The sequence below is a fragment of the Aliidiomarina iranensis genome (genome assembly GCF_003987135.1).
Lineage (GTDB): Bacteria > Pseudomonadota > Gammaproteobacteria > Enterobacterales > Alteromonadaceae > Aliidiomarina > Aliidiomarina iranensis.
Genome location: NZ_PIPJ01000001.1, coordinates 357,535 through 378,735, shown reverse-complemented (window position 1 = coordinate 378,735; position 21,201 = coordinate 357,535). Strand labels below are relative to the sequence as shown.

Annotated in this window: 22 protein-coding genes; 9 read left to right on the top strand and 13 right to left on the bottom strand. The window is 46.6% G+C overall.

Annotation, left to right across the window (positions count from 1 at the left end; all coding sequences use genetic code 11):
• Positions 1 to 117: 117 nt before the first annotated feature.
• On the bottom strand, positions 118 to 609 hold the full coding sequence (coaD, locus tag CWE08_RS01725) for a pantetheine-phosphate adenylyltransferase (protein ID WP_126765008.1): 492 nt from the start codon (positions 607 to 609) through the stop codon (positions 118 to 120).
• Between the two features lie 313 nt (positions 610 to 922).
• On the opposite strand from coaD, the gene CWE08_RS01720 reads away from it, so the two are divergent.
• The 6 genes from CWE08_RS01720 to ubiA all read left to right on the top strand — a co-directional run bounded on the left by CWE08_RS01720 (position 923) and on the right by ubiA (position 5,953).
• Entirely contained in the window at positions 923 to 2,116 is a 1,194-nt protein-coding gene (locus CWE08_RS01720) for a glycine C-acetyltransferase (RefSeq protein ID WP_126765006.1), read from the top strand.
• A gap of 27 nt (positions 2,117 to 2,143) precedes the next feature.
• On the top strand, positions 2,144 to 3,169 hold the full coding sequence (tdh, locus tag CWE08_RS01715; protein ID WP_126765004.1) for an L-threonine 3-dehydrogenase: 1,026 nt from the start codon (positions 2,144 to 2,146) through the stop codon (positions 3,167 to 3,169).
• A 3-nt stretch (positions 3,170 to 3,172) separates the two neighbouring features.
• Positions 3,173 to 3,499, top strand: a complete 327-nt coding sequence (gene glpE, locus CWE08_RS01710; RefSeq protein WP_126765002.1) for a thiosulfate sulfurtransferase GlpE — start codon at positions 3,173 to 3,175, stop codon at positions 3,497 to 3,499.
• Positions 3,496 to 4,344, top strand: coding sequence for a rhomboid family intramembrane serine protease (locus CWE08_RS01705; protein ID WP_126765000.1), 849 nt, complete (start codon positions 3,496 to 3,498; stop codon positions 4,342 to 4,344). The genes glpE and CWE08_RS01705 overlap by 4 nt, the downstream gene beginning before the upstream one ends.
• A 40-nt stretch (positions 4,345 to 4,384) precedes the next feature.
• Positions 4,385 to 4,936 (top strand): chorismate--pyruvate lyase family protein, encoded by a 552-nt coding sequence (locus CWE08_RS01700; protein WP_126764998.1) that lies wholly within the window; start codon positions 4,385 to 4,387, stop codon positions 4,934 to 4,936.
• Between the two features lie 144 nt (positions 4,937 to 5,080).
• A complete protein-coding gene (gene ubiA / locus CWE08_RS01695) occupies positions 5,081 to 5,953 on the top strand; it encodes a 4-hydroxybenzoate octaprenyltransferase (protein WP_126764997.1) in 873 nt (290 codons plus the stop codon).
• A gap of 91 nt (positions 5,954 to 6,044) precedes the next feature.
• Here ubiA and CWE08_RS01690 read toward each other — a convergent pair whose 3' ends face one another.
• The 5 genes from CWE08_RS01690 to CWE08_RS01670 are packed head-to-tail and all read right to left on the bottom strand — an operon-like array spanning position 6,045 to position 9,965.
• Positions 6,045 to 6,695: an SCO family protein gene (locus tag CWE08_RS01690; RefSeq protein ID WP_126764995.1), complete on the bottom strand. Its 651-nt coding sequence runs from the start codon at positions 6,693 to 6,695 to the stop codon at positions 6,045 to 6,047.
• 14 nt (positions 6,696 to 6,709) lie between these two features.
• On the bottom strand, positions 6,710 to 7,600 hold the full coding sequence (gene cyoE / locus CWE08_RS01685; RefSeq protein WP_126764993.1) for a heme o synthase: 891 nt from the start codon (positions 7,598 to 7,600) through the stop codon (positions 6,710 to 6,712).
• The gene (locus CWE08_RS01680) at positions 7,593 to 8,600 is read right to left on the bottom strand and encodes a COX15/CtaA family protein (protein ID WP_420837065.1); all 1,008 of its coding nucleotides are present in this window, start codon (positions 8,598 to 8,600) and stop codon (positions 7,593 to 7,595) included. The genes cyoE and CWE08_RS01680 overlap by 8 nt, the downstream gene beginning before the upstream one ends.
• Positions 8,601 to 8,646: 46 nt before the next feature.
• Positions 8,647 to 9,216, bottom strand: a complete 570-nt coding sequence (locus CWE08_RS01675; protein ID WP_126764991.1) for a hypothetical protein — start codon at positions 9,214 to 9,216, stop codon at positions 8,647 to 8,649.
• A complete protein-coding gene (locus CWE08_RS01670; RefSeq protein ID WP_126764989.1) occupies positions 9,213 to 9,965 on the bottom strand; it encodes an SURF1 family protein in 753 nt (250 codons plus the stop codon). The genes CWE08_RS01675 and CWE08_RS01670 overlap by 4 nt, the downstream gene beginning before the upstream one ends.
• Positions 9,966 to 9,986: 21 nt before the next feature.
• Here CWE08_RS01670 and CWE08_RS01665 point away from each other — a divergent pair, with 21 nt between their 5' ends.
• Positions 9,987 to 10,205, top strand: a complete 219-nt coding sequence (locus CWE08_RS01665; protein ID WP_126764987.1) for a DUF2909 domain-containing protein — start codon at positions 9,987 to 9,989, stop codon at positions 10,203 to 10,205.
• 47 nt (positions 10,206 to 10,252) lie between these two features.
• On the opposite strand, the gene CWE08_RS01660 is transcribed toward CWE08_RS01665, so the two are convergent.
• The 6 genes from CWE08_RS01660 to lexA form a co-directional block, all read right to left on the bottom strand.
• Positions 10,253 to 11,140 carry a cytochrome c oxidase subunit 3 gene (locus CWE08_RS01660; RefSeq protein WP_126764985.1) on the bottom strand — a complete coding sequence of 296 codons (888 nt, stop codon included), beginning with the start codon at positions 11,138 to 11,140 and terminating at the stop codon, positions 10,253 to 10,255.
• 10 nt (positions 11,141 to 11,150) lie between these two features.
• The gene (locus CWE08_RS01655) at positions 11,151 to 11,732 is read right to left on the bottom strand and encodes a cytochrome c oxidase assembly protein (protein WP_126764983.1); all 582 of its coding nucleotides are present in this window, start codon (positions 11,730 to 11,732) and stop codon (positions 11,151 to 11,153) included.
• Positions 11,733 to 11,737: 5 nt separating this feature from the next.
• Positions 11,738 to 13,339 (bottom strand): cytochrome c oxidase subunit I, encoded by a 1,602-nt coding sequence (gene ctaD / locus CWE08_RS01650; RefSeq protein WP_126764981.1) that lies wholly within the window; start codon positions 13,337 to 13,339, stop codon positions 11,738 to 11,740.
• 11 nt (positions 13,340 to 13,350) lie between these two features.
• Positions 13,351 to 14,454, bottom strand: coding sequence for a cytochrome c oxidase subunit II (coxB, locus tag CWE08_RS12365; protein ID WP_198677055.1), 1,104 nt, complete (start codon positions 14,452 to 14,454; stop codon positions 13,351 to 13,353).
• A 383-nt stretch (positions 14,455 to 14,837) separates the two neighbouring features.
• The gene (locus CWE08_RS01640) at positions 14,838 to 15,266 is read right to left on the bottom strand and encodes a hypothetical protein (protein WP_126764977.1); all 429 of its coding nucleotides are present in this window, start codon (positions 15,264 to 15,266) and stop codon (positions 14,838 to 14,840) included.
• Complete coding sequence (lexA, locus tag CWE08_RS01635) at positions 15,263 to 15,886, bottom strand: transcriptional repressor LexA (protein WP_126764975.1); 624 nt, start codon at positions 15,884 to 15,886, stop codon at positions 15,263 to 15,265. Before lexA ends, CWE08_RS01640 begins: the two co-directional genes overlap by 4 nt.
• A gap of 229 nt (positions 15,887 to 16,115) precedes the next feature.
• On the opposite strand from lexA, the gene plsB reads away from it, so the two are divergent.
• The gene (gene plsB / locus CWE08_RS01630) at positions 16,116 to 18,563 is read left to right on the top strand and encodes a glycerol-3-phosphate 1-O-acyltransferase PlsB (protein WP_126764973.1); all 2,448 of its coding nucleotides are present in this window, start codon (positions 16,116 to 16,118) and stop codon (positions 18,561 to 18,563) included.
• 108 nt (positions 18,564 to 18,671) lie between these two features.
• On the opposite strand, the gene CWE08_RS01625 is transcribed toward plsB, so the two are convergent.
• On the bottom strand, positions 18,672 to 19,793 hold the full coding sequence (locus CWE08_RS01625; RefSeq protein WP_126764971.1) for a polysaccharide deacetylase family protein: 1,122 nt from the start codon (positions 19,791 to 19,793) through the stop codon (positions 18,672 to 18,674).
• A gap of 23 nt (positions 19,794 to 19,816) precedes the next feature.
• Between CWE08_RS01625 and CWE08_RS01620 the strand changes: the two genes are divergently transcribed.
• A complete protein-coding gene (locus CWE08_RS01620; protein WP_126764969.1) occupies positions 19,817 to 21,151 on the top strand; it encodes an MATE family efflux transporter in 1,335 nt (444 codons plus the stop codon).
• The last annotated feature ends 50 nt before the right edge of the window (positions 21,152 to 21,201 follow it).

Sequence of the window (21,201 nt, the reverse complement as noted above, 5' to 3'; positions counted from 1 at the left end):
AAAAGCATGGTGAGCTGAATAAAAATTTCACTTACCTGCTCGGTTGTTGCTTTTTCAAGCGAAATAATAACGGTTTTTCTGCATTAAAGATAGCCTGAATAGGCCGCAAAACGGCAATCAGCCGCGCTTGCTAGCAAACTTTTTCTGTAAAGCTTGAGCTACGCTTAGGTGGGTAAACTGACCAACATCACCACCATGCAATGCTACTTCTTTAACGAGCGTTGATGAAATAAACGAATTTTCTTCCGATGGTGTTAAAAACACGCTTTCTAAATCCGGGTTTAAACGCCGATTCATGTTCGCTAATTGAAATTCATACTCAAAATCAGCCACAGCCCGCAGGCCACGAATCAAAACATGCGCCTTGTGCTCGCGTGCAAGCTCAGCAAGTAAACCAGTAAAGCCGATCACGCGTACATTATCTAAGTGTGCTGTAGTTTCTTCCACCATAGCAACACGTTCATCTAAACTGAATAGCGGTTGTTTACTCGTGTTGGCGGCAACACCCACGATAACCTCAGAGAATAATTTCGCTGCGCGTTCGATTAAATCAATGTGGCCGTTGGTAACAGGATCGAAAGTTCCGGGGTAGATGGCTCGTCTGTACATAATGTTTACGATCTCAAATGGATTCGGCAACACCTTTATGTGGCACATAAGGTGTTGCACTGAAAATTATTTGCTTTCATCGGCAACGCCAAAGTTTAGCACTAATGCTTCACTTTAACGGCGTGCGCACTTCTTATAAGTGCGGTGCCCACTGTTCTTGAACTCAACACAAAAAGAGTACCGGATAGGAACCTTAGCGTCTATTCCTGTTTTTCAACTAGGAAAAAGTGAAAGAGTGCTGCAATACCTGCAGGAGAAGCGTAAAATACCTGGCATTAGATTTAAAGCTCGTTAAAAAATTTAGGAGAGATTAATGAGAGATGCATTATACAAACAGCTCAGTGAGCAGCTCGCCGAAGTGAAATCGGAAGGGCTATATAAGAGTGAGCGTATTATCGCCTCTTCCCAGTATTCCGAAATCGATGTTAACGGGCATAAAGTTCTTAACTTTTGCGCCAACAACTACTTAGGTTTGGCGAACAACCCTGAGCTCATCGCGGCGGCAAAACAGGGCTTAGATACTCATGGTTTTGGTGTTGCCTCTGTACGTTTCATTTGTGGCACGCAAGATATTCACAAAACGCTGGAAAGCAAACTCAGTGAATTTCTTGGTACCGAAGATACCATTCTCTATTCCTCATGTTTTGATGCGAACGCGGGTTTATTTGAAACCATTTTGGGGCCTGAAGATGCCATCATTTCCGACGCGTTGAATCATGCCAGCATCATTGACGGTGTGCGTTTGTGTAAAGCAAAACGCTATCGTTATGCGAACAACGATATGGCCGATTTAGAGAAGCAACTGCAACAAGCCGAAGCGGATGGTGCTCGCCATAAACTTATCGCTACCGACGGCGTGTTCTCAATGGACGGTATCATCGCGAACCTTACCGATATTTGTGATTTAGCCGATAAATACGGCGCCCTGGTAATGGTTGATGATTCTCATGCGGTTGGTTTCGTTGGTAAAAAGGGCCGCGGCAGCCATGAATTTCACAATGTTATTGATCGCGTTGATATCATTACCGGCACCTTGGGTAAGGCCCTTGGCGGTGCTTCTGGCGGTTTCACCTCAGGGAAAAAAGAGGTGATTGATTGGTTGCGCCAACGTTCACGCCCTTACTTATTCTCGAATTCTTTAGCGCCATCAATCGTTACCGCCTCGATTCGCGTGTTAGAAATGCTGAGCGAAGGGGATGAATTGAGAGAAAAGCTCAACGCTAACAGTGAATATTTCCGGGAACGTATGACAGCTGCCGGTTTCACGCTTGCAGGAGCGGATCACGCCATTATTCCAGTTATGTTAGGCGATGCGAAACTTGCCTCCCAAATGGCTGATCGCATGCTCGAAGAGGGTATTTATGTCGTTGGGTTCTCGTTCCCAGTAGTACCTAAAGGGCAAGCTCGTATTCGAACACAAATGTCGGCCGCACATACGCGGGAACAGCTTGATAAAACCATCGATGCCTTCATTCGTGTAGGCAAAGAACTCGGTGTGATAAGCTAATTTAAATTTTCTGGAGTGGATTTCAATATGAAAGCACTGGCAAAACTAAAGGCAGAACCAGGATTGTGGCTTACCGATGCGGAAATGCCGCAGTGTGGTTACAATGATCTGCTTATCAAGATTAAAAAAACGGCTATTTGTGGCACCGATGTGCACATTTACAAATGGGATGAGTGGTCACAAAACACGATTCCCGTTGGCATGACAGTAGGGCACGAATATGTTGGCGTAGTGGCTGAAGTAGGCGAAGGCGTGCGCGGTTTTAGTGTTGGCGATCGCGTATCTGGTGAAGGCCATATCACTTGTGGACACTGCCGAAACTGCCGAGCTGGCCGCCGGCATTTATGCCGCAACACCACCGGTGTTGGCGTGAATCGCACTGGTGCTTTTGCTGAATATTTATCGATTCCAGCGGATAACGCATTTAAGATCCCAGATGAAATCTCTGATGATTTGGCCTCTATTTTCGACCCCTTTGGGAATGCCGTACATACCGCGTTATCCTTTGATTTAGTGGGCGAAGATGTGCTCATTACCGGCGCGGGCCCGATCGGTATTATGGCTGCGGCAGTTGCTAAGCACGCCGGCGCGCGCCACGTTGTGATTACTGATATTAATGATTATCGCCTAGAGCTGGCCACGCAAATGGGTGCTACTCGCGCGGTTAACACAAAAAACACCAAGATTTCTGATGTCATGAAAGAGCTTGGGATGACGGAAGGTTTCGATGTCGGTTTAGAGATGAGTGGAGTGCCAATTGCCTTCAACCAAATGCTCGATGCCATGAATCATGGTGGTAAAGTTGCGCTACTCGGTATTCCGCCCGGCGAAATGGCCATAGATTGGAACCATGTAATTTTCAAAGGGCTGGTAATCAAGGGTGTTTATGGCCGTGAAATGTTCGAAACTTGGTATAAGATGGCTTCGCTGTTGCAATCCGGTTTAGATCTATCACCGATTCTTACGCATCAGTTTTCCGTTGATGATTTCCAAGAAGGTTTCGATACCATGCTTTCGGGGCAATCAGGTAAAGTTATTCTTAACTGGGATTAAAGAATGGGAACATTTAGCTGCATCTCTTTAGCGGACGCTGAGCCTTTAATCGCTGATTCAGCCACACAAGTAGTGGATATTCGTGATGGCAACAGTTTTGCGAATGGCCATATACCCGGGGCAATTCAGTTGCATAATGAGAATTTGCCGCAGTTTATTGCTGCGGCCGATTTTAGCAAGCCCTTGGTGGTGGTGTGTTACCACGGTAACAGTAGCCAAGGCGCTGGCCGTTATCTGGCCGAGCAAGGGTTTGAACACGTGTTTAGCCTGGATGGCGGCATGGCTACTTGGGCCGTGCAGTACCCGGATAAAGTGGAAAGTGGTTTGTGAAAAAAATCTACAGTAGCGAGAACTCACAGCAAATTGCCATGTTGCAAAATATCCTGCAGCGTGCTGGTGTTCCCGTAACTGTAGTAGAGCGCGGCAGTGCCTTGGAATTAATGCTGATACAGCCGGGCTATGAACCCATTGCCAAGGAAATTATTCGGGAGTTTAAAAGTAATCCTCCCGATCCTGCCGCGTTTATGCAGCAACGAAGTGCTCACCGGCAACAAAGCCAGAGCCTGCCACTTTGGAAAATTTTAGCGCAACAAGCGGGAATCGTTACTTTTATCGTTTTCCTTGCCGTATTGCTCACCGCCATTATGCAGTGGTTTGTTGCGCCTAACGCTACAATTTCGCAGTTAATATTTACTCCACGAGGTGTTCCGGAGCTGAGTTTCGACCAGCCATGGCGCTTTGTAACCCCAATTTTACTGCACTTCTCGGCAACTCACTTAGTGTTTAATTTGTTTTGGTGGTGGTACCTAGGCGGCCGTATTGAACTTGCTTACAACTCGCGAATTTTAGCTGCAGTAACACTGATTACCGCAATTGTTTCCAATTACTTTCAGTGGGCCGCTTCTGGGCCGCTATTTGGCGGCTTATCGGGAGTGGTATATGGCTTACTTGGCTTCGCTATGGTTGTGGCATGGAAGAAACCAACGCACCCGCTTGCCTTACCACCCTTTCTTCTGATTTTCATGGTAGGTTGGTTACTCCTTGGCTATACCGACATCCTTTGGGTTAATGTAGCGAATCAAGCACATGCTGTGGGCTTAATTAGCGGTATTGTTTTAGGATTTTTTATCCGCCTTCAAGACGGCCGTAAAAACTCAGGTTCTCAGCGTTTTTAATGATAAAGGAATGGGCCCTATAGGCGCACACAGTTAAAACATGGATAACACCCTACCTCATCCAATACCTTTGAATACAACTTGGCAGCCAGTTGCCACATGCCAAGCGCCAAGGGCGGTGTGTTCTTGGCTAAGTGATCCAGGTTCCCTCACCGAGAAGCTAAAAACCCTACGGGGGGAATTTTCTGTGCATTTGCTTGGGCAAACAGAAGGATTGGCTCAAGCTCATGAATATGCAGCTTTGGGTATTGCAGAACAGCCCGTATTAATACGCGAAGTTATTTTATTCAGCGGCAAAGCACCTTTAGTGTTTGCACGCAGCATTATTCCTTTTCGTGCTCTAGCGCACGATTCCGAATTTGTTCAGCTCGGCAACAACCCACTGGGAGAGCGTTTATTCAAATCATCGGATATTCAGGCCGGTGCCATAGAGGCTGGGCAATTCAGTAAGGATACACCGGTAGCTGAACTTGATAGGTTACTGCAAGGAGATCGCATAGAGCTATGGGGCCGCCGCCGGTGTTTCTATTTAGTGGAAACGCCTATTCTAGTAGCCGAGGTATTTCTTTCTAACGCGCCCTGCTATGCTTAAATCACCTTTTGAAGATGATGATTTAAATTTGAGTTTCTAACCTAGTGGTAACTTGGCGGCGTTACTATGATCAAGAGCCCTATTTCGCCATAGATTGCTGAGATCTTCACTGGAGAACTCATGATAACGAACTGGAGAATTTCCATGAATCGCTTTGATCATTACCGTGCTTTAATGCGCATGGATAAGCCCATAGGTACTTGGCTACTGGCTTGGCCAACGTTTTGGGCGCTACTATTAGCGGGCGCTGGCGACCCTTCCGTTCGGCTCGTTGCTGTTTTCGCAGCAGGTGTTTTTCTCATGCGCTCGGCCGGCTGCGTGATTAATGATTTTGCTGACCGCAACATTGATGGCAAGGTTTCGCGCACACGAAGCCGCCCACTCGCAACTGGGGCAGTATCGGCCACCGAAGCGCTCATCCTTTTCGCTGGCTTGGTAAGCTTGGCATTTATTCTCGTGCTTACGCTAAACACACTAACCTTACTGTTAAGTTTCATTGCGGTGGGTTTGGCCATCATCTACCCGTTCGCTAAGCGCTTTACCCATCTGCCGCAGTTTGTGCTTGGCGCGGCGTTTAGCATGGCTATTCCTATGGCTTTTGCCGCTGAATCGAATAGCCTTCCGCTTATCTGCTGGCTTCTATTTGTCGCAAATACACTATGGACAGTGGCCTATGATACTCAATACGCCATGGTAGACCGTGAAGATGATTTAAAAGCGGGCATAAAATCGACGGCGGTTCTCTTCGGCCGTTGGGATGTTGGGATGATCGCGCTGTTGCAAGCAGCCACAATAGCGCTCTTATTGCTCGTGGCTTATTTCATTCAGGCAACCGCGGTGTTTTGGTTGGCTATTATTCTTATGGCGGCCATGTTTACTTGGCAACTTTGGTTGATTCGCAGCCGAGATTCAGATGCATGTTTTCGTGCATTCCGGCAGAATCATTACGCGGGTATGGTTGTGGCGATTGGATTAGCCCTGCATTATTGGCTGCCGATTCCCTTTGGAATAGCTTAAACGCTATTTTATCGTTCGCAATCAGCCCAACACTCGGTGTTGATACCACGCTACGGGATAAGATTGAGGCAATAGCTACTAAACGAATGTGTTAGTAGCTATTCGCTCGTTCTAAGTAGCGAGCGATTTTCTGAAAATCGTTCACCAACTGGTTTGGGTTAACAGTAGCCAACGCGCCAAGCTCGTGAGATGGCCGGAAAATAGCTTGTTGCTCGCCGTTTGGGTCCACCAAAATAATGGCGGAACTATGGTTCACCAAGTAATCGGTTTCGCCCTCATCGGGTAACGAATACATCAAGCCAATATCGCGCACAAAAGGATACAACTCTTTGTGTTCGGCTCGCACGCCGAAAAAACCCTCACCAAAGAAATCAATATACATTCCTACCCGCTCAATATCATCGCGTTTGGGATCCACACTAATCATCCAAACTTGAACGGGTAAATCTGTAGCCCCATCGATATCGGCCCAACGAGATTTCAATTGTGCCATGGTGGTTGGGCAAATATCGGGGCAATATGTGTAGCCTGTGAACATCAGCGTCCATTGCCCTAGAAGGGCTTGATTCTCAACATCACTGCCCCCGGTGCCCTCAAGTACAAAGGGTGATATCGGCCTAGCCTGATCGTAAATACGCGCTGATTCCAGCTCCGGCGGATTATTGCTCGTTATCTGCAGATAGCTAAATGCACCCACAGCGGCCACTGCAATCATTACCAGAGCGGCAAGAACCTTCTTCATAACAACACCTTGTTTTAATACATCAAATAATGGTCAACCAGCAGCAATATAAATAAGCCCATAAGATGCCAAATGGAGAACTTAAACATTTTGTACGCGGTAAATTTACTGGGGTTATACTTGAGCTTCAACGCATACGCCAAGAAGCCAATATTTAAAGCACTTACGCCCACTAGATAAATTAAGCCGCTCATTCCCACTAAGTAGGGTAATACGCAAACCGCGGTGAGTAATACCGTATACAGCAAAATGCAGGTTTTTGTGAAGGCAATACCATGAGTTACCGGCAACATGGGCACTTCCGCCTTGGCGTAATCTTTGGCGCGATGCACGGCCAGCGCCCAAAAATGCGGTGGTGTCCACGTAAACACAATCATCACCAGCAACAGTGGGTATGCATGAATTTCCCCGGTTACTGCCGTCCAGCCCAATAGTGGCGGCGCTGCTCCCGCTAAGCCACCAATTACTATGTTTTGAGGCGTAGCTCGCTTTAGGTACATGGTGTAAATAACCGCATAACCCACTAGGCTCGCTAAGGTTAAAACCGCGGTGATTCGATTCACAAATAAATCAAGAATCACATAGCCCAAGGTGCCTATAAACATGGCAAACATCAGCACTTTTCGTGGTGAAAGCGCACCTGTTGGTAGGGGCCGCCGCAAGGTTCTAGCCATTTTGGCGTCAATGTGGCGATCTACCAAATGATTAATTGCCGCGGCTGAACTTGCCATCAAGCCGATACCCAGCATGGCTGGAATAAGAATCTCGGCCGCCACCCAAGTGGGTGTGGCCAAAGCCATTCCCACCAGAGCCGTTAACAACAATAATGCCACAACCCGTGGCTTGGTTAATTCTAAGTACTCACGCCATGAAGCGCGTTGGGTTAGCGCGGCTTGATTAGCCATGGCTCACCTCCTTTTTATTAAGCCGATACAGGCCGAAATTTAATGCCACTAGCGTTACCATCAGTAGCGCGCCCACCGCGTTGTGAGCAACAGCAACAGCGAGCGGCAAACTTGCCAATACATTGGTAATACCGAGTAATACCTGAACCACAAGCAACACGGTTAACGTAAGCGCTACACGCCTAAACCAAGCGCTGGTAGCGTTTAGCCACAGTTTGCTCAGCAACCAAAGCATAACGGCCATCACCACAATAGCACCAAATCGATGCACGATGTGCATGGTCATGCGTTGATCGTAGTTGTGCACGCCGAACTCATAATTCTCGGCTTCTGGGAGCGAGAAGGCGCCGGCGAAATCTAAACGTTCACCCCAAGCGCCTTCGCAGATTGGCAGATTTGTACAGGCTAAGGCTGCATAGTTCGCAGCAACCCAGCCACCTGATGCAATTTGCATCACTACAACAATGAGTGCAAATGCTGCTAGGCCACGCATACCCCGAAGTGCAGCTTCTTGCGCTAACTTCGGTGGGTTTTCTCGCAAATGCAGCAGTACCAACAAACTAAATGTGGTAAATCCGCCAAGTAAATGCCCCATTACGATTACAGGCTGCAGATTCATGGTTACCGTCCACATACCCAAAGCCGCTTGGAATATAATCATGGCTAACAGTGCAAGGGGTAATTTTAGAGGTCTACCCGCACCGAGTTTGCGATATCGAGCAACCGCTGCAATGGCAATTGCCAATACCAACAATCCAAGTATGCCTGCGGCATATCGATGAATCATTTCGTTCCAGGCCTTGAAATGTTCTACCGGTCGCTCAGGAAACCGCATTTCCGCCTCGCCTACCTTTACCTCACTATGAGGTACTGTAAGGTAGCCATAACAGCCAGGCCAATCAGGGCAGCCCAAACCCGCATCGGTTAAACGCGTGTAAGAACCGAGGATGATGACAACCAGCACCAGCCCTAAAGCTATTTTTACTAAACGCTGCACCATTTGTTGTTATCCTTCTTATGCATCCGTTATTAACATTTTTATTACTTTACCCTACTCGTGAAAGTTTGAGTAATTTTTGTAGGTCTCTTAGTAGATCACGGCCATTCATCACCGTATCTCTTCTATCTTCACTACCGGCATACCAGAGCACTACACTACCCACAGGATCAATAATCACTAGTGCATGTTCTGGAATATTTGCCAGTGCCGCATGAGCTTCCTCAGCATGTACTAACTGCAAAGTGCTATCGGCTGGTAAGGTTGGTAAATTGCCCGCTGATGTATCGCCTGCAATGGCAACTGGCTGCACTCGCTCTTGCTGGCGGCCAAGCGCGTGATGTAACTGGCTTGCAACATATAGGCTATTCTCACAAGCAGTGCTACATTCAGCCGGCATGCGATAAGCAATGCGCCAAGTTGCGGGTAATTTTACGTTGGCCGCTTCACTTAACTGAATCTCTGGTGTCACTAAATTGCCTTTGTTGCTCACCCCAGTTTCATACCAGCCCATGGAAAGCACAAGTTTGGCAGCCGCCAATGGCAACACAAAAATTAACGCCACAATGATAAGAACACGCTGGCTTTTACGTTTTACTTTTTTTTCTTCTGGTGTCATTTTGAATCCTTGCCGGTACGCTTTGGTTTGTGCCGGCTTGCAACTAGAAAAATAATGAAGGCAGCGAGGGCTAAACCAAACCATTGCACTGCGTATGCATAATGCCGATGGGGTGTCATTACCACCACTGGCCACTCACGAACAAAACCTATTTCTGCCTCCGGCGATTGCAAAACCATAAAATCAGCAAGTGGCAAATTCAGTTGCTCGCGCATCTTTGCTAACTCCGGATATTGAATTCGAAGTGGCCATGTATTCGCCACGAATTCTTGTGCCTGCAAAATAAAAGGGCTCTCTGCGGGAACGCGAACTCTGCCGAAAACTTCTACGGTGCCACTCGGTACATCAACATTCGGTAGATCCGTTCTATTTTGGCCTGCAGGAATCCACCCCAAATTAACCGGAATCAGAATCTCCCCAAGGCTTGCATTACTGGCGAGCGCCAACACTTGATAGCCCGCACGGCCTTGGTAAATTTGATTATCAATGTAAAACACATATTCAGGATGGAATCGAGCGCGAAGCGATACCCTCTCATCCGGCGCAGAAGCCAAATCTACAAGGTTTTCGAGCGTAATTTGTGAGTAAGTTTCGGCGGCGGTATAGCGGTCAATTATCATTTGTTTCTCTTGGCCACGATCAATTTGCCAAAAACCAAGCTTGACCATTACAGCGATCGCAAGCAAAGTAATTAACATCGCCCCAAGATGGATGCGAAAAAATAATGAACCAAGGCGAAGTACTTTCATAACAACTTCTGAGGACCTGCCGTGTTAGATATAATTCTCAAAATACTACTCGTTGCATTACTGCTCTATATCATTGCAAATCTATTTCGAGGCTTATTTAGTGCCTTAAAAAATGACCCCAATTCACCCCCAATGACATTCTACATTGGCAAGCGGGTAGGCTTTTCTGCCTTAGTCATTCTTTTGATCATCCTTGCTCTTGCATTTGATATTACATCGTTAAATCAGCGCCCCTACTAACCGGGGCGCCACCATTTTTGCCACGTTCGTTATTGCGATTTTGTGATCTAGATAATGTAAACAAACACAAATAACAACAACCAAACCACATCAACAAAGTGCCAATACCATGCCGCAGCTTGGAAGCCGAACTGGTCATCTTTGGTAAAGTGGCCTTTTAACACACGCCCCAACATTACGATCAGCAAAATCGCACCGAGTGTAACGTGTAAACCATGGAATCCTGTTAACAAAAAGAATGTGTTCCCATAAATTCCTGATTGCATGGTCAAGCCAAGATCACGATAAGCATGAACATATTCGTACCCTTGGAAACCTAAGAAAATTAAGCCCAATACTATGGTTACGATTAACCAGCTTGTTAATGCTTTGCGTTTATCTTCTTCCAGAGCAACGTGAGCAAAGTGCAAGGTAACTGAGGAAACAACAAGAATTGCCGTGTTCATTAGGGGCAAGCCGAACCATCCCATCGCTTGTGTAGTAGTGCCATCGGGTGTGGTTGTGAGCGGCCAAATGGCTTCGAACGCAGGCCATAGTATCTCGCCAGTAGCCACATTATTACTGGCACCGCCAAGCCATGGCACAGCAATCATGCGGGCATAAAATAGCGCACCGAAGAACGCCAGAAAGAACATCACTTCAGAGAAGATAAACCAACTCATGCCTTGCTTATAAGAGCGGCCCAACTGCTCGTTATATAACCCTTGGCGCGATTCGCGAATTTGATCACCAAACCAGCCCACCAGCATAATTAGCAACACCAACATGCCAGCGCCTAAGACGTAATGGCCAAAGCCCTCTTCTTGCTTGGAAGCTTCAATCGTAAAATGGCCTGCGCCAAAAGCGATTAGCCCCAGCGCTAAGGCGCCAACGATGGGCCAAATACTCTGATCTGGAACGTAATATTTTGAATATTCTTCTTTTTTTGTGCTCATTGAATTTCCCTCATTCCGACAAGCTAGCTGTTGCCTGAACTTGCTCGGTCAGGTCATACATCATGTAGGACAATGTGAATCGATGAATCCTTTCTGGTAGATCGGGATCCAAATAAAACTGCATTGGCATCACCGCCCTTTCACCTGCGGCTAGCGGCTGTTGCTCAAAACAAAAACATTCGGTTTTGTTCAGGTACAACGAGGCCTCACCCGGTGAAACCGATGGTAAGGCTTGTGCCACTACCGCTTTATCGGTTCGATTCTCAATAATAAAATTAACCGTTTTTACTTCCCCTGGGTGTATCCGAATAGAACGAACCTCCGGCTGAAACTCCCATGGAATCCCTCGGCTCACTCGGGTATGGAATTCCACGGTTACCACCCGAGTTTGATCAACATTCATCCCTTCATTGGTTTGTGCAGCTGAATTGGTTGTGCGCCCATTAAAGCCAGTAATCTCGCAAAACTTTTCATACAGCGGCACAAGTGCAAAACCGAAGGCAAACATCAACATAACCGAGGCGAGTAGCCGAGTGATCACTCGGCTATTGCCACGCTCATGCTTTTGCTCGTTTGATTCATGTTCGCTCATATTCTTTACACCTTAGGTGGTACATCGAAGGTGTGGTAAGGCGCCGGTGAGGGCACTGTCCACTCCAAGCCCTCGGCCCCTTCCCAAGGTTTCGCCGGCGCTGGTTCACCTTTCTTAAATGCACACTTGAGCGCAACCGCAAGGAAAATCAGCTGAGAGAAACCGAAGAGGAAACCACCAATACTTACGATTTGGTTAATATCCGCAAATTGCATAGCATAATCCGGAATCCGCCGTGGCATACCCGCTAATCCCACAAAATGCATTGGGAAAAACAAAATATTTACCGACACTAAAGAACACCAGAAATGCAATTTACTAAGGAAATCATCGTACATAACACCCGACCATTTCGGTAACCAATAATAGGCCGCAGCCATAATTGAAAATACGGCGCCGGTTACGAGTACATAGTGGAAGTGCGCAACGACGAAGTAGGTATCATGATACTGATAATCAACCGGTGTAATCGCCAACATAATCCCGGAGAAGCCACCAATGGTGAAGAGAATCACGAAGGCGAGTGAAAATAACATGGGTGTTTCGAAGGTCATTGAACCTCGCCACATGGTACTCACCCAGTTAAATACTTTAACCCCTGTTGGCACCGCAATTAGCATCGTCATGTACATGAAGAACAACGAAGCGAATGTTGGCATCCCTGTTGTGAACATATGGTGCGCCCAAACTAGGAATGATAAGCCTGCAATCGCTGCGGTTGCATAAACCATCGAGGCGTAACCGAATAATGGCTTACGCGCAAATGCCGGAATGATTGCCGAAACAATACCAAAAGAAGGCAAAATCATGATGTACACTTCTGGGTGCCCAAAGAACCAGAATAAATGCTGGAATAACACCGGGTCACCACCACCAGCCGCATCAAAGAAACTCGTACCGAAGTATTTATCGGTAAGAACCATGGTCACAACACCTGCAAGAACTGGCATTACCGCAATTAATAGAAAGGCGGTTATAAACCATGTCCAAACGAACAACGGCATCTTCATGTAGTTCATACCAGGAGCACGCATGTTCATAATGGTTACGATCACGTTGATCGCGCCCATAATCGAACTCATACCCATAATATGCATACTGAATACGAACAAAGCCGTTGAATCTGTACTGTAGGTTGTTGATAACGGTGCGTAGAATGTCCAACCAAAGGCCGGCGCGCCACCTGGCATGAAGAATGATGACAACATGATTAAGAATGCAAATGGTAAAATCCAAAACGACCAGTTGTTCATTCGTGGTAGCGCCATATCTGGCGCACCAATCATCATCGGAATCATCCAGTTAGCGAGGCCTACGAAAGCCGGCATAACTGCACCAAACACCATAATTACACCGTGCATGGTGGTCATTTGATTAAAGAAATGAGGATCAATGATTTGCATACCCGGCTGGAACAGTTCGGCGCGAATCATTAGCGCCATACTGCCGCCTACCAAGAACATGGCAAAACTGAACCACAAGTACATCGAACCGATATCTTTGTGGTTTGTTGTAAACAACCAACGTTTTATACCGGTTGGTTTGTGATCATGATGATCATCGTGCGCATCATGGGCGCCATGGGTATCTGTTACTGTAGTGCTCATAGCATGGCCCCTTATTGATTACCTTGAATAAATTCGTGGATATCTGCAGCTTGAACTAAATCGCCGGTGTTATTACCCCAAGCATTGCGCTCGTAGGTAATTACTGCGGCTAATTCACGCATGCTTAAATTGTTGCGGAACGATTGCATCGCTGTGCCTGCTGAACCGTTAACAACAATATCAATATGGGCATTTTGATCACCAATAGAAACACCTACACCAGCTAGCCCCGGAAACACACCAGGAATACCTTGGCCATTCGGTTGATGACACGCAGCGCATTGGGAGAGATAAACCTGTTCCCCTAACGACATTAGCTCATCTTCACTCATTTCCATTGAAAGCAAGCGCTCTTCTTCTGCTCGAGCATCGGCTAACCGTTGCTCTTCGCCTTGGATCCATTCATCGAACTCGGCTTGTTCTTTCGCGATTACCACAATAGGCATGAAACCATGGTCGCGGCCGCATAGCTCAGCACACTGCCCCCGGTAAATGCCTGGCTCATCAATGCGTGTCCATGCTTCATTGATATAACCTGGATTGGCATCTTTCTTCACCGCGAACTCCGGTACCCACCAAGAGTGGATTACATCATCAGAGGTAATCAGGAAGCGAATTTTCTGACCAACAGGCACAACAAGTGGGCGGTCAACTTCAAGAAGGTAATTCTCAGTTTGCGGCAGGCGGCCATATATTTGCTCTCTTGGTGTGGCCATATTACTCAGATATTCAACATCATAATCTAAGTAACTGTAATGCCAGCGCCATTGAGAGCCGGTAATTAAAACACTCAAATCGGAATCGGATGTGTCGTCCATATCCAAGAGTGTCATGGTCGCCGGAACCGCCATTCCAATCAGTATCAGAAACGGAATTACCGTCCACGCTATTTCCACGCGTAAATTATCGTGAAACTTTGCCGGCTCTACGCCGCGGCTCTTTCTATGGCGATAGATAGAAATAAACATTGCACCGAAAACCACCACCCCGATAGCAACACAGATGTAGAAAACCAACATGTGTAACCCGTACACAGTTTGGCTAATCTCTGTAACGCCTTGGGTTAGATTTAACTGAGTGCCTTGACCTGCGCTAGCGATTGTAGAAGCAAACATCGCTACCAAACCGATGATTAGGTTGGTTAGTCTTACTTTCACTCGACTTCTCCTCTTATTCTTTTTTTGCTGCGCCTTGAGGGGCAAAGCGCGGCCGTAAAAAGAACAAAGAGGTCAACAAGAACAGAACAACTTTCCCCGAACTATCAGTTCTTGTTTAACCCTTTGTTTATTGTTCTTGTGCGTTGATCGCACTTATTATTTAGGTTTATCAAGTCGCTGAAACGAATCACTTAGAAAGTGTTAACTGAGTGAACAACATCGTAACCACAGCGGGTATTTTGATGTGGAACAAAATACCACCAAAAATGTTAATAAAAAAGGGGTTGTTTTTAACAACCCCTTGGGTTTCTCCGAAATAACGAAGAAATGTGGAGAGAGATTTAATGAATTGCAGCGGGAAAATTATCCGGCGTAAACAAAAAACTTATTGCGCTGCTCGCTTTAGCTAAAAGCTGTAGCCGTTGTTTTTCGCGGCCTGCACAGGGGTTTAACCAAGCAATAACAAGCTGACTGTTGTTAATTAGTAGAGCCTGCTCAGTAGCCCAAAGCGCTTCTTCATTGTTGCTGGTACTTACTCGCCGAATACGATCTGGTCGGACACCTGAAGCAATCAACTGCGCAATTAATGTACGCGGAGCTTTACCAATAACGGTGATCCACTGATCATCGCGTTTACTCATGGTATTTAAAGTAACCCACAATTGCGAATGTAGGTTTTGCTCAGCATTTACATTTTGCTGACTGGTAATATTTTCATGCCCCCACACCCCAGGGTGTGCGTAGCAACGAGAAAGCGAAGAATGATTCATAACCAACCCCCATTTCGAATAACACCCACTGCCAAGCCTTCAATCGTTAGATACTGTTGGGTTAAATCAACTTGGATGATTGAAAACTCTTCATTTTCCGGATGTAACAAAACCATATTTCCGCGACGCTCAAAACGCTTTACGGTTACGTCGTCGTCTACCCGGGCAACTACTACTTGCCCGTTTCTAGCTTCATTTGTTTTGTGAACAGCTAAGATATCGTTATCTAAGATACCGATATCTTTCATACTCATACCATTTACTCGAAGTAAGAAATCAGCATGCGGATGAAACATTGATTGGTCCACTTGATAGTGCGATTCAATGTGTTGCTGCGCCAATATTGGTTCACCAGCAGCTACCTGACCAATTAATGGTAAACCCAGATTTTCCATAATTTCTACTTCATCTTGAACAAGGCGAATCCCCCGCGACATCCCCGGCATCATTTCAATCACGCCCTTTTTCGCCAGCGCTTTTAAATGCTCTTCTGCGGAATTAGCCGAACGAAAACCTAATCTCGAAGCAATCTCGGCACGCGTTGGTGGCATACCAGTAGCCTCAATGTTAGTTCGAATCATTTCTAATATTTCTTGCTGTCTTGGCGTCAAAGGGCGCATATCATCACCTGTTCTTTTATACAGTACACTGTTAGTATATACAGTATTAACTACTGTGCAACTTTTTTCCTACAAATAATTTCTCACAGCAGCTGATGCAGATTAATGATATTCTTAGCGAACTATTAAGTTCGTTGTGGTTCAAAGCCTACTAATGCGATAATTAGCCTTTCTGTGCTAGCAGTTCACTTTCCTTGGGCATGCAATGCCGAACGCTTATGGAGTCGAGATGAGATCAACGTCATTAATTTATAAGTTGCTGCGTTTACCGGTTACTTGGATGACAAAGGTTAAAGCCATAGCAGACGCGCATGACGCGGCTCCCTCCGCGCCTGACCATGTGGTTTATGTTATGCGTGGGCCCTCGGCAACCGATTTAATAGTGGCGCGGAAAAGTGCACAGCAGCTTGGCTTGCCCGATCCCACCGAGCCACTTTCTATTAATGGCAAATACTATGATCGTGTTCTCTATCTCGAGGACCCGAAACGGCGGTTAGGGCAAACGCCACAAGATGCCTTTGTTGAACTCATGCAACTTCACCGAGAGCATAAAAACTACAATATTCATATGCACCCAATTGCACTGTTTTGGGGTAGAGAGCCAGGTAGAGAGCACAACGAGGGCCGCACAATGACGGCGGATATCGAAGTGCCCGGCAAATTCCGCAAATTTTGGTTGGTACTCTTTTCCGGGCGTAATATTTTGGCGCGGGTATCACGCCCGGTTAGCTTGCGTACCATGGCCGATAGCCACAGCAGTGAACACGAGCTTGCGCATAAACTAACGCGGGTGGCTCGTACTCATTTTGCTCGCTTACGTTATGCTGTTGCTGGCCCAAAATTACTTGGCCGCGAAGCAATGATTCAAGATCTGTTAGAAACGCCAGCGATTCGCGCTGCTATTAGTGAAGAAGCGCGCGCTAAAAAAATTACCGAGCAAGATGCCATTAAAAGGGCTCGCAGCTACTTACATGAAATCGCAGCAGATTACCGTGAAGGGTTAGTTCGTTTTGGGGACCATTTTTTAACCTGGTTATGGAACAAGATTTATAACGGCATAACAGTAAAAAACGGCGAAACAATTCGTAAACTTGCCCAAGATGGCCACGAAATTGTATATGTGCCCTGTCACCGGAGCCATATGGATTATTTACTCCTTAGCTTTGTAATCTATAAAGAAGGGCTTGTACCCCCACATATTGCGGCTGGGGTTAATCTTAACTTTTTTCCTGTTGGTACTATTTTCCGCCGCGGTGGTGCATTCTTTTTACGCCGCAGTTTTCGTGGTAATAAATTGTACTCCACGGTTTTCCGTGAATATTTAACCCGCTTATTTCAAAAAGGTTACGCGGTAGAATATTTTATGGAGGGTGGCCGAAGCCGAACTGGCCGCCTACTGCAACCGAAAACTGGCATGCTAGCCATGACATTACAAAGCCAAATGCGCGGTGTTACTCGGCCCATTACCTTTGTGCCTGTTTATCTCGGCTATGAACACGTAATGGAAGTGAGCACTTACCACGGCGAATTGAAAGGTGCTAACAAAGAGAAGGAATCCGTATTTCAAATATTTGGTATCTTGCGTAAATTGAAAAATTTCGGCCATGGCTTTGTTACTTTTGGCGAACCTTTGCGGCTCTCCGAATATCTTGATAACTCTCAGCCTGATTGGCGCGATTCGGTAACTCATGGTGCTGAAGAACCCGCAAAACCCCGTTGGCTCACCCCTATGGTGAATGATTTAGCCGATATCATGATGCGCCGTATCAATGATGGCGCTGCCCTAAATAGCATTAACTTAACAGGCCTGGTATTACTCAGCGCCGAACGTAACACCCTTACGCGGGAAGAGCTGCTAAACCAAATCGAATGTTACCTTGCCTTACAACGCGAAGTGCCTTTTAGTACGAATGTTCATGTGCCCGAATGGTCGGCTGAATCTATTTGGGAACACCTACAAGCAATGAACAAGTTTGAAATTACCGAAAACAGCTCAGGTTCGGTTGTGAGTGTAAATCAAACGCAAGCGGTTACCCTAACCTATTACCGCAACAATATTTTACACCTATTTATTGTTCCCGCGTTACTGGCTCGCTTCGCCAGAAAAGGGCAAGCATTCACGGTTGCCGAAGCTACCAGCTTTATCGGCAAAGTTTACCCCATGTTGGAAGCTGAACTATTTTTGAATCGACACGCCAGTGAACTTGAGCTTTGGGTAGCGGCCTTATGTGAAGAGTTTGTACAGCAAGGCTGGTTAGTTTCCCATAATGCGCAATTGAGCGTTGTGGCGAAAAACCAAAGCGGCTACGTTCAGTTAACCTTACTCGCCAATGCCGCCGAGGAAACCTTGGTTCGTTACGCTATCGTATTAGAGCTACTGCAACAATCAGATGCACTTTCTCGTGGTGATCTAGAGCAGCACAGCGAGAGTGTTGGTGCTCGAATTGGTGCTCGGCATGGTATTGATGCACCGGAGTTCTATGATAAGCGGGTATTTAGCACGCTAGTGAGCACATTAAAGGCTGAAGGCTATGTGGCCATTAGCGATTCGGGTGAATATACTTCAGATCACAGAACCGCTCAGCTGAGCGATGAAATTGATGCGCTCCTTGGTAGCCAGGTGCAGCAAACCATCCGTGATTCGGTGCACCGCGTTCTACAACCAAAGGCCCAGTAATTTCGAGACTAATAATTTCGAGGCTAATAATTTCAGGCCCAGTAATTTCGGGCCTATTAATTTCGGAACCAGTAATTTCATCCTCAGCAGCGCCCAAAATTAGCACGCTTAATCGGGCCAAGAACCTTGGGCATCCGGCCGAATCCACTGAATCGAATACCAATAAAAGCGCCCAGCAAAGGATTTGCTTGGCGCTGTGCAGTTATAACGCCCGCGCCCAATACCTAAAGGTTCGCTTGCAACGATAGTGAAGGTTGTATCATTCTGCCAATCTGGGGCGTATGGCTGGCCACCGATAAAACAATTCAATTGATTGCGATTAAAATCACCAGTATCTACGGTAAGCGTTAATTCCGGCCGAGTTTCATCATGACGCAACAACGTATCCCGATATTCCGCATGCTCTACTGGTAATGAAAGCGCCGCCATCTTTGTGCCCAAGGTATTTAAATTTGCATACATGCCTGCCGCTGCAAATCTTGGAATAGCCCGAAAATCGCTGGTTGCACCAAAACCACCAGAATGTTGGCCAAAGCCGATGAAGCCAAGCTCGGCCACTAAATCTGCAAGCTTGTTATCGTACTCACCATAAGGGTAGGCAAATAACTTATAACTTACCCCTACTTCCTCCTCGATCTTAGCCTCTGCCGATAAGATATTCTCCCGCATTCTTGCTAGCCAGTCGCTTTCACTCTCGCCATTTGCACGCCGCGGCATGTGAGCATGATCTCGAGTGTGGTTGGCAATTACCACCCCTTCATCATGCAGCTGGCGTATCTGCTCCCAACTCATGTATTGGCCGGGCCGTTCACCGACAGGGTCTGTTGTTACGAACAATGTCCATGGCACATCAAATTCATTTAAAATCGGCCGGCCATTGGTAAATATATTTTGATACGCATCATCAAAGGTAATCACCACCGATTTTTCCGGAATTTCGCCCTCGCCTCGTGCCGCGGCAATCGCATCACGGATATCCACCACGGTGAAATCGTTCGCTGCCAAATATTCTAAGTGAGCTCTTAATTCATCTGCGGTAACACTGGTGATTCTAGGAGTGCTATCGCTCACATGGTGATAGAGCAGAATCGATGCATGAGCTTCGCTACCATTCGCGCTAGCATTGGCGCTACCAGCAGGCTGGTTCGAATTCGCATGCCCAGGCCCCGGAGAGCAACCTACCAAGATTACAAATAGTGTTAAGATACAACTTAAATTTAAAATACGCATCGCACATCTCCGGAGTATTCAGTATGGCAAGAGCTTCAAATTGGTTTGGCCGTTGGCACGATCATCAACGCATTTTTGCCATTGCATTGCCAATGATGATCTCAAATATCGCGGCCCCCATGTTAGGGTTAATCGATACCGCTATAATAGGGCATTTGCCAGATGCTATCTACCTAAGCGCGGTAGCCTTGGGTGCTATGGTGCTGAGCTTCATTTATCTTCTCGCCGTTTTTTTACGGATGTCTACCACTGCTGTTATTGCGCACGCATTTGGCGCAGGGGATATCAGAACACAGCAAAAACATTTTATTCATGGCTTAAGCTTTGCCATCGCCATAGGCCTTTTTATAATCCTCCTTTCCCCTCTATTGCCCTCAACACTCAGTTTATTGTTTTCCGTACAAGGCGAACTTTTGGCACTCACTGCCGATTACATCCAAATTCGTGTTTGGGCAGCGCCCGCGGCTTTAATCAACCTAGTGGTACTTGGTGTTTTACTCGGCCGGCAGGAAGCTAAATCTGCTATGTTGCTGGTGATTTTCACTAATCTTGTTAATGTCATTGCCGATATTATTTTGATCATCGGCCTTGGTATGAATGTACGGGGAGCCGCTTGGGCCTCGTTTGGCGCCGAGTGGGCAACTGCACTTATTGGCTTAATACTAGTAAGTAAACACTTACAAATTAACCAGTTCCCAAAACTCAAATGGCAAGGTTTAACACTTCTTGCGCGTATGAATGGCGATATTTTTGTACGTTCACTGGCCCTGCAATTGTGTATGGTTATGATGACAGGCTACGCAAGTTATTACGGCACCACGGTTGTAGCGGCCAATGCCGTGCTCATGCAGTTTCTCGTACTCATTTCCTTGGGCCTAGATGGCATCGCTTATTCGGTTGAAGCGTTAATCGGCCAAGCAAAAGGGCAAAACAGCCGCGCAAAAATCCAACGGTGGTATCGCTTGTGTTTAACTTGGTCGATACTTTTCGCGATGATTTATAGTTTGGTGTTTTGGGGATTCGGCACGCATATCATCGCTATGATCACGAACATTCCCGAAGTGATTACTAATGCCAGTACATATCTACCGTGGTTAATTCTATTACCACTACTGGCCCACTGGAGTTACTTTTTCGATGGTGTTTTTATTGGCTTAGGCGCGAGTAAAGCAATGCGAAACACCATGCTCATAGCTGCGCTGGGGGTGTTTTTGCCGGTTTGGGCAGTTACCAATTGGTTTACCGATTTAGAAAATCATGGCTTGTGGCTTGCTCTTTCAGCCTTTATGGCCGCTCGTGGTATCAGCCAGTGGATTTGGCTGCGCCAGCACCCTGAAAGCATAGCGCCAGCCGCTTAGGTTGTGCTTTAACAACCTCAATCAGGCGCTACCAAAGGTTTTAGTATAAA

Coding starts and splice junctions, on each gene's coding strand:
- coaD (WP_126765008.1), bottom strand. CDS start 609: ATGTACAGACGAGCCATCTACCCCGGAACTTTCGATCCTGTTACCAAC.
- CWE08_RS01720 (WP_126765006.1), top strand. CDS start 923: ATGAGAGATGCATTATACAAACAGCTCAGTGAGCAGCTCGCCGAAGTG.
- tdh (WP_126765004.1), top strand. CDS start 2,144: ATGAAAGCACTGGCAAAACTAAAGGCAGAACCAGGATTGTGGCTTACC.
- glpE (WP_126765002.1), top strand. CDS start 3,173: ATGGGAACATTTAGCTGCATCTCTTTAGCGGACGCTGAGCCTTTAATC.
- CWE08_RS01700 (WP_126764998.1), top strand. CDS start 4,385: ATGGATAACACCCTACCTCATCCAATACCTTTGAATACAACTTGGCAG.
- ubiA (WP_126764997.1), top strand. CDS start 5,081: ATGAATCGCTTTGATCATTACCGTGCTTTAATGCGCATGGATAAGCCC.
- CWE08_RS01690 (WP_126764995.1), bottom strand. CDS start 6,695: ATGAAGAAGGTTCTTGCCGCTCTGGTAATGATTGCAGTGGCCGCTGTG.
- cyoE (WP_126764993.1), bottom strand. CDS start 7,600: ATGGCTAATCAAGCCGCGCTAACCCAACGCGCTTCATGGCGTGAGTAC.
- CWE08_RS01680 (WP_420837065.1), bottom strand. CDS start 8,600: ATGGTGCAGCGTTTAGTAAAAATAGCTTTAGGGCTGGTGCTGGTTGTC.
- CWE08_RS01675 (WP_126764991.1), bottom strand. CDS start 9,216: ATGACACCAGAAGAAAAAAAAGTAAAACGTAAAAGCCAGCGTGTTCTT.
- CWE08_RS01670 (WP_126764989.1), bottom strand. CDS start 9,965: ATGAAAGTACTTCGCCTTGGTTCATTATTTTTTCGCATCCATCTTGGG.
- CWE08_RS01660 (WP_126764985.1), bottom strand. CDS start 11,140: ATGAGCACAAAAAAAGAAGAATATTCAAAATATTACGTTCCAGATCAG.
- CWE08_RS01655 (WP_126764983.1), bottom strand. CDS start 11,732: ATGAGCGAACATGAATCAAACGAGCAAAAGCATGAGCGTGGCAATAGC.
- ctaD (WP_126764981.1), bottom strand. CDS start 13,339: ATGAGCACTACAGTAACAGATACCCATGGCGCCCATGATGCGCACGAT.
- coxB (WP_198677055.1), bottom strand. CDS start 14,454: ATGTTTGCTTCTACAATCGCTAGCGCAGGTCAAGGCACTCAGTTAAAT.
- CWE08_RS01640 (WP_126764977.1), bottom strand. CDS start 15,266: ATGAATCATTCTTCGCTTTCTCGTTGCTACGCACACCCTGGGGTGTGG.
- lexA (WP_126764975.1), bottom strand. CDS start 15,886: ATGCGCCCTTTGACGCCAAGACAGCAAGAAATATTAGAAATGATTCGA.
- plsB (WP_126764973.1), top strand. CDS start 16,116: ATGAGATCAACGTCATTAATTTATAAGTTGCTGCGTTTACCGGTTACT.
- CWE08_RS01625 (WP_126764971.1), bottom strand. CDS start 19,793: ATGCGTATTTTAAATTTAAGTTGTATCTTAACACTATTTGTAATCTTG.
- CWE08_RS01620 (WP_126764969.1), top strand. CDS start 19,817: ATGGCAAGAGCTTCAAATTGGTTTGGCCGTTGGCACGATCATCAACGC.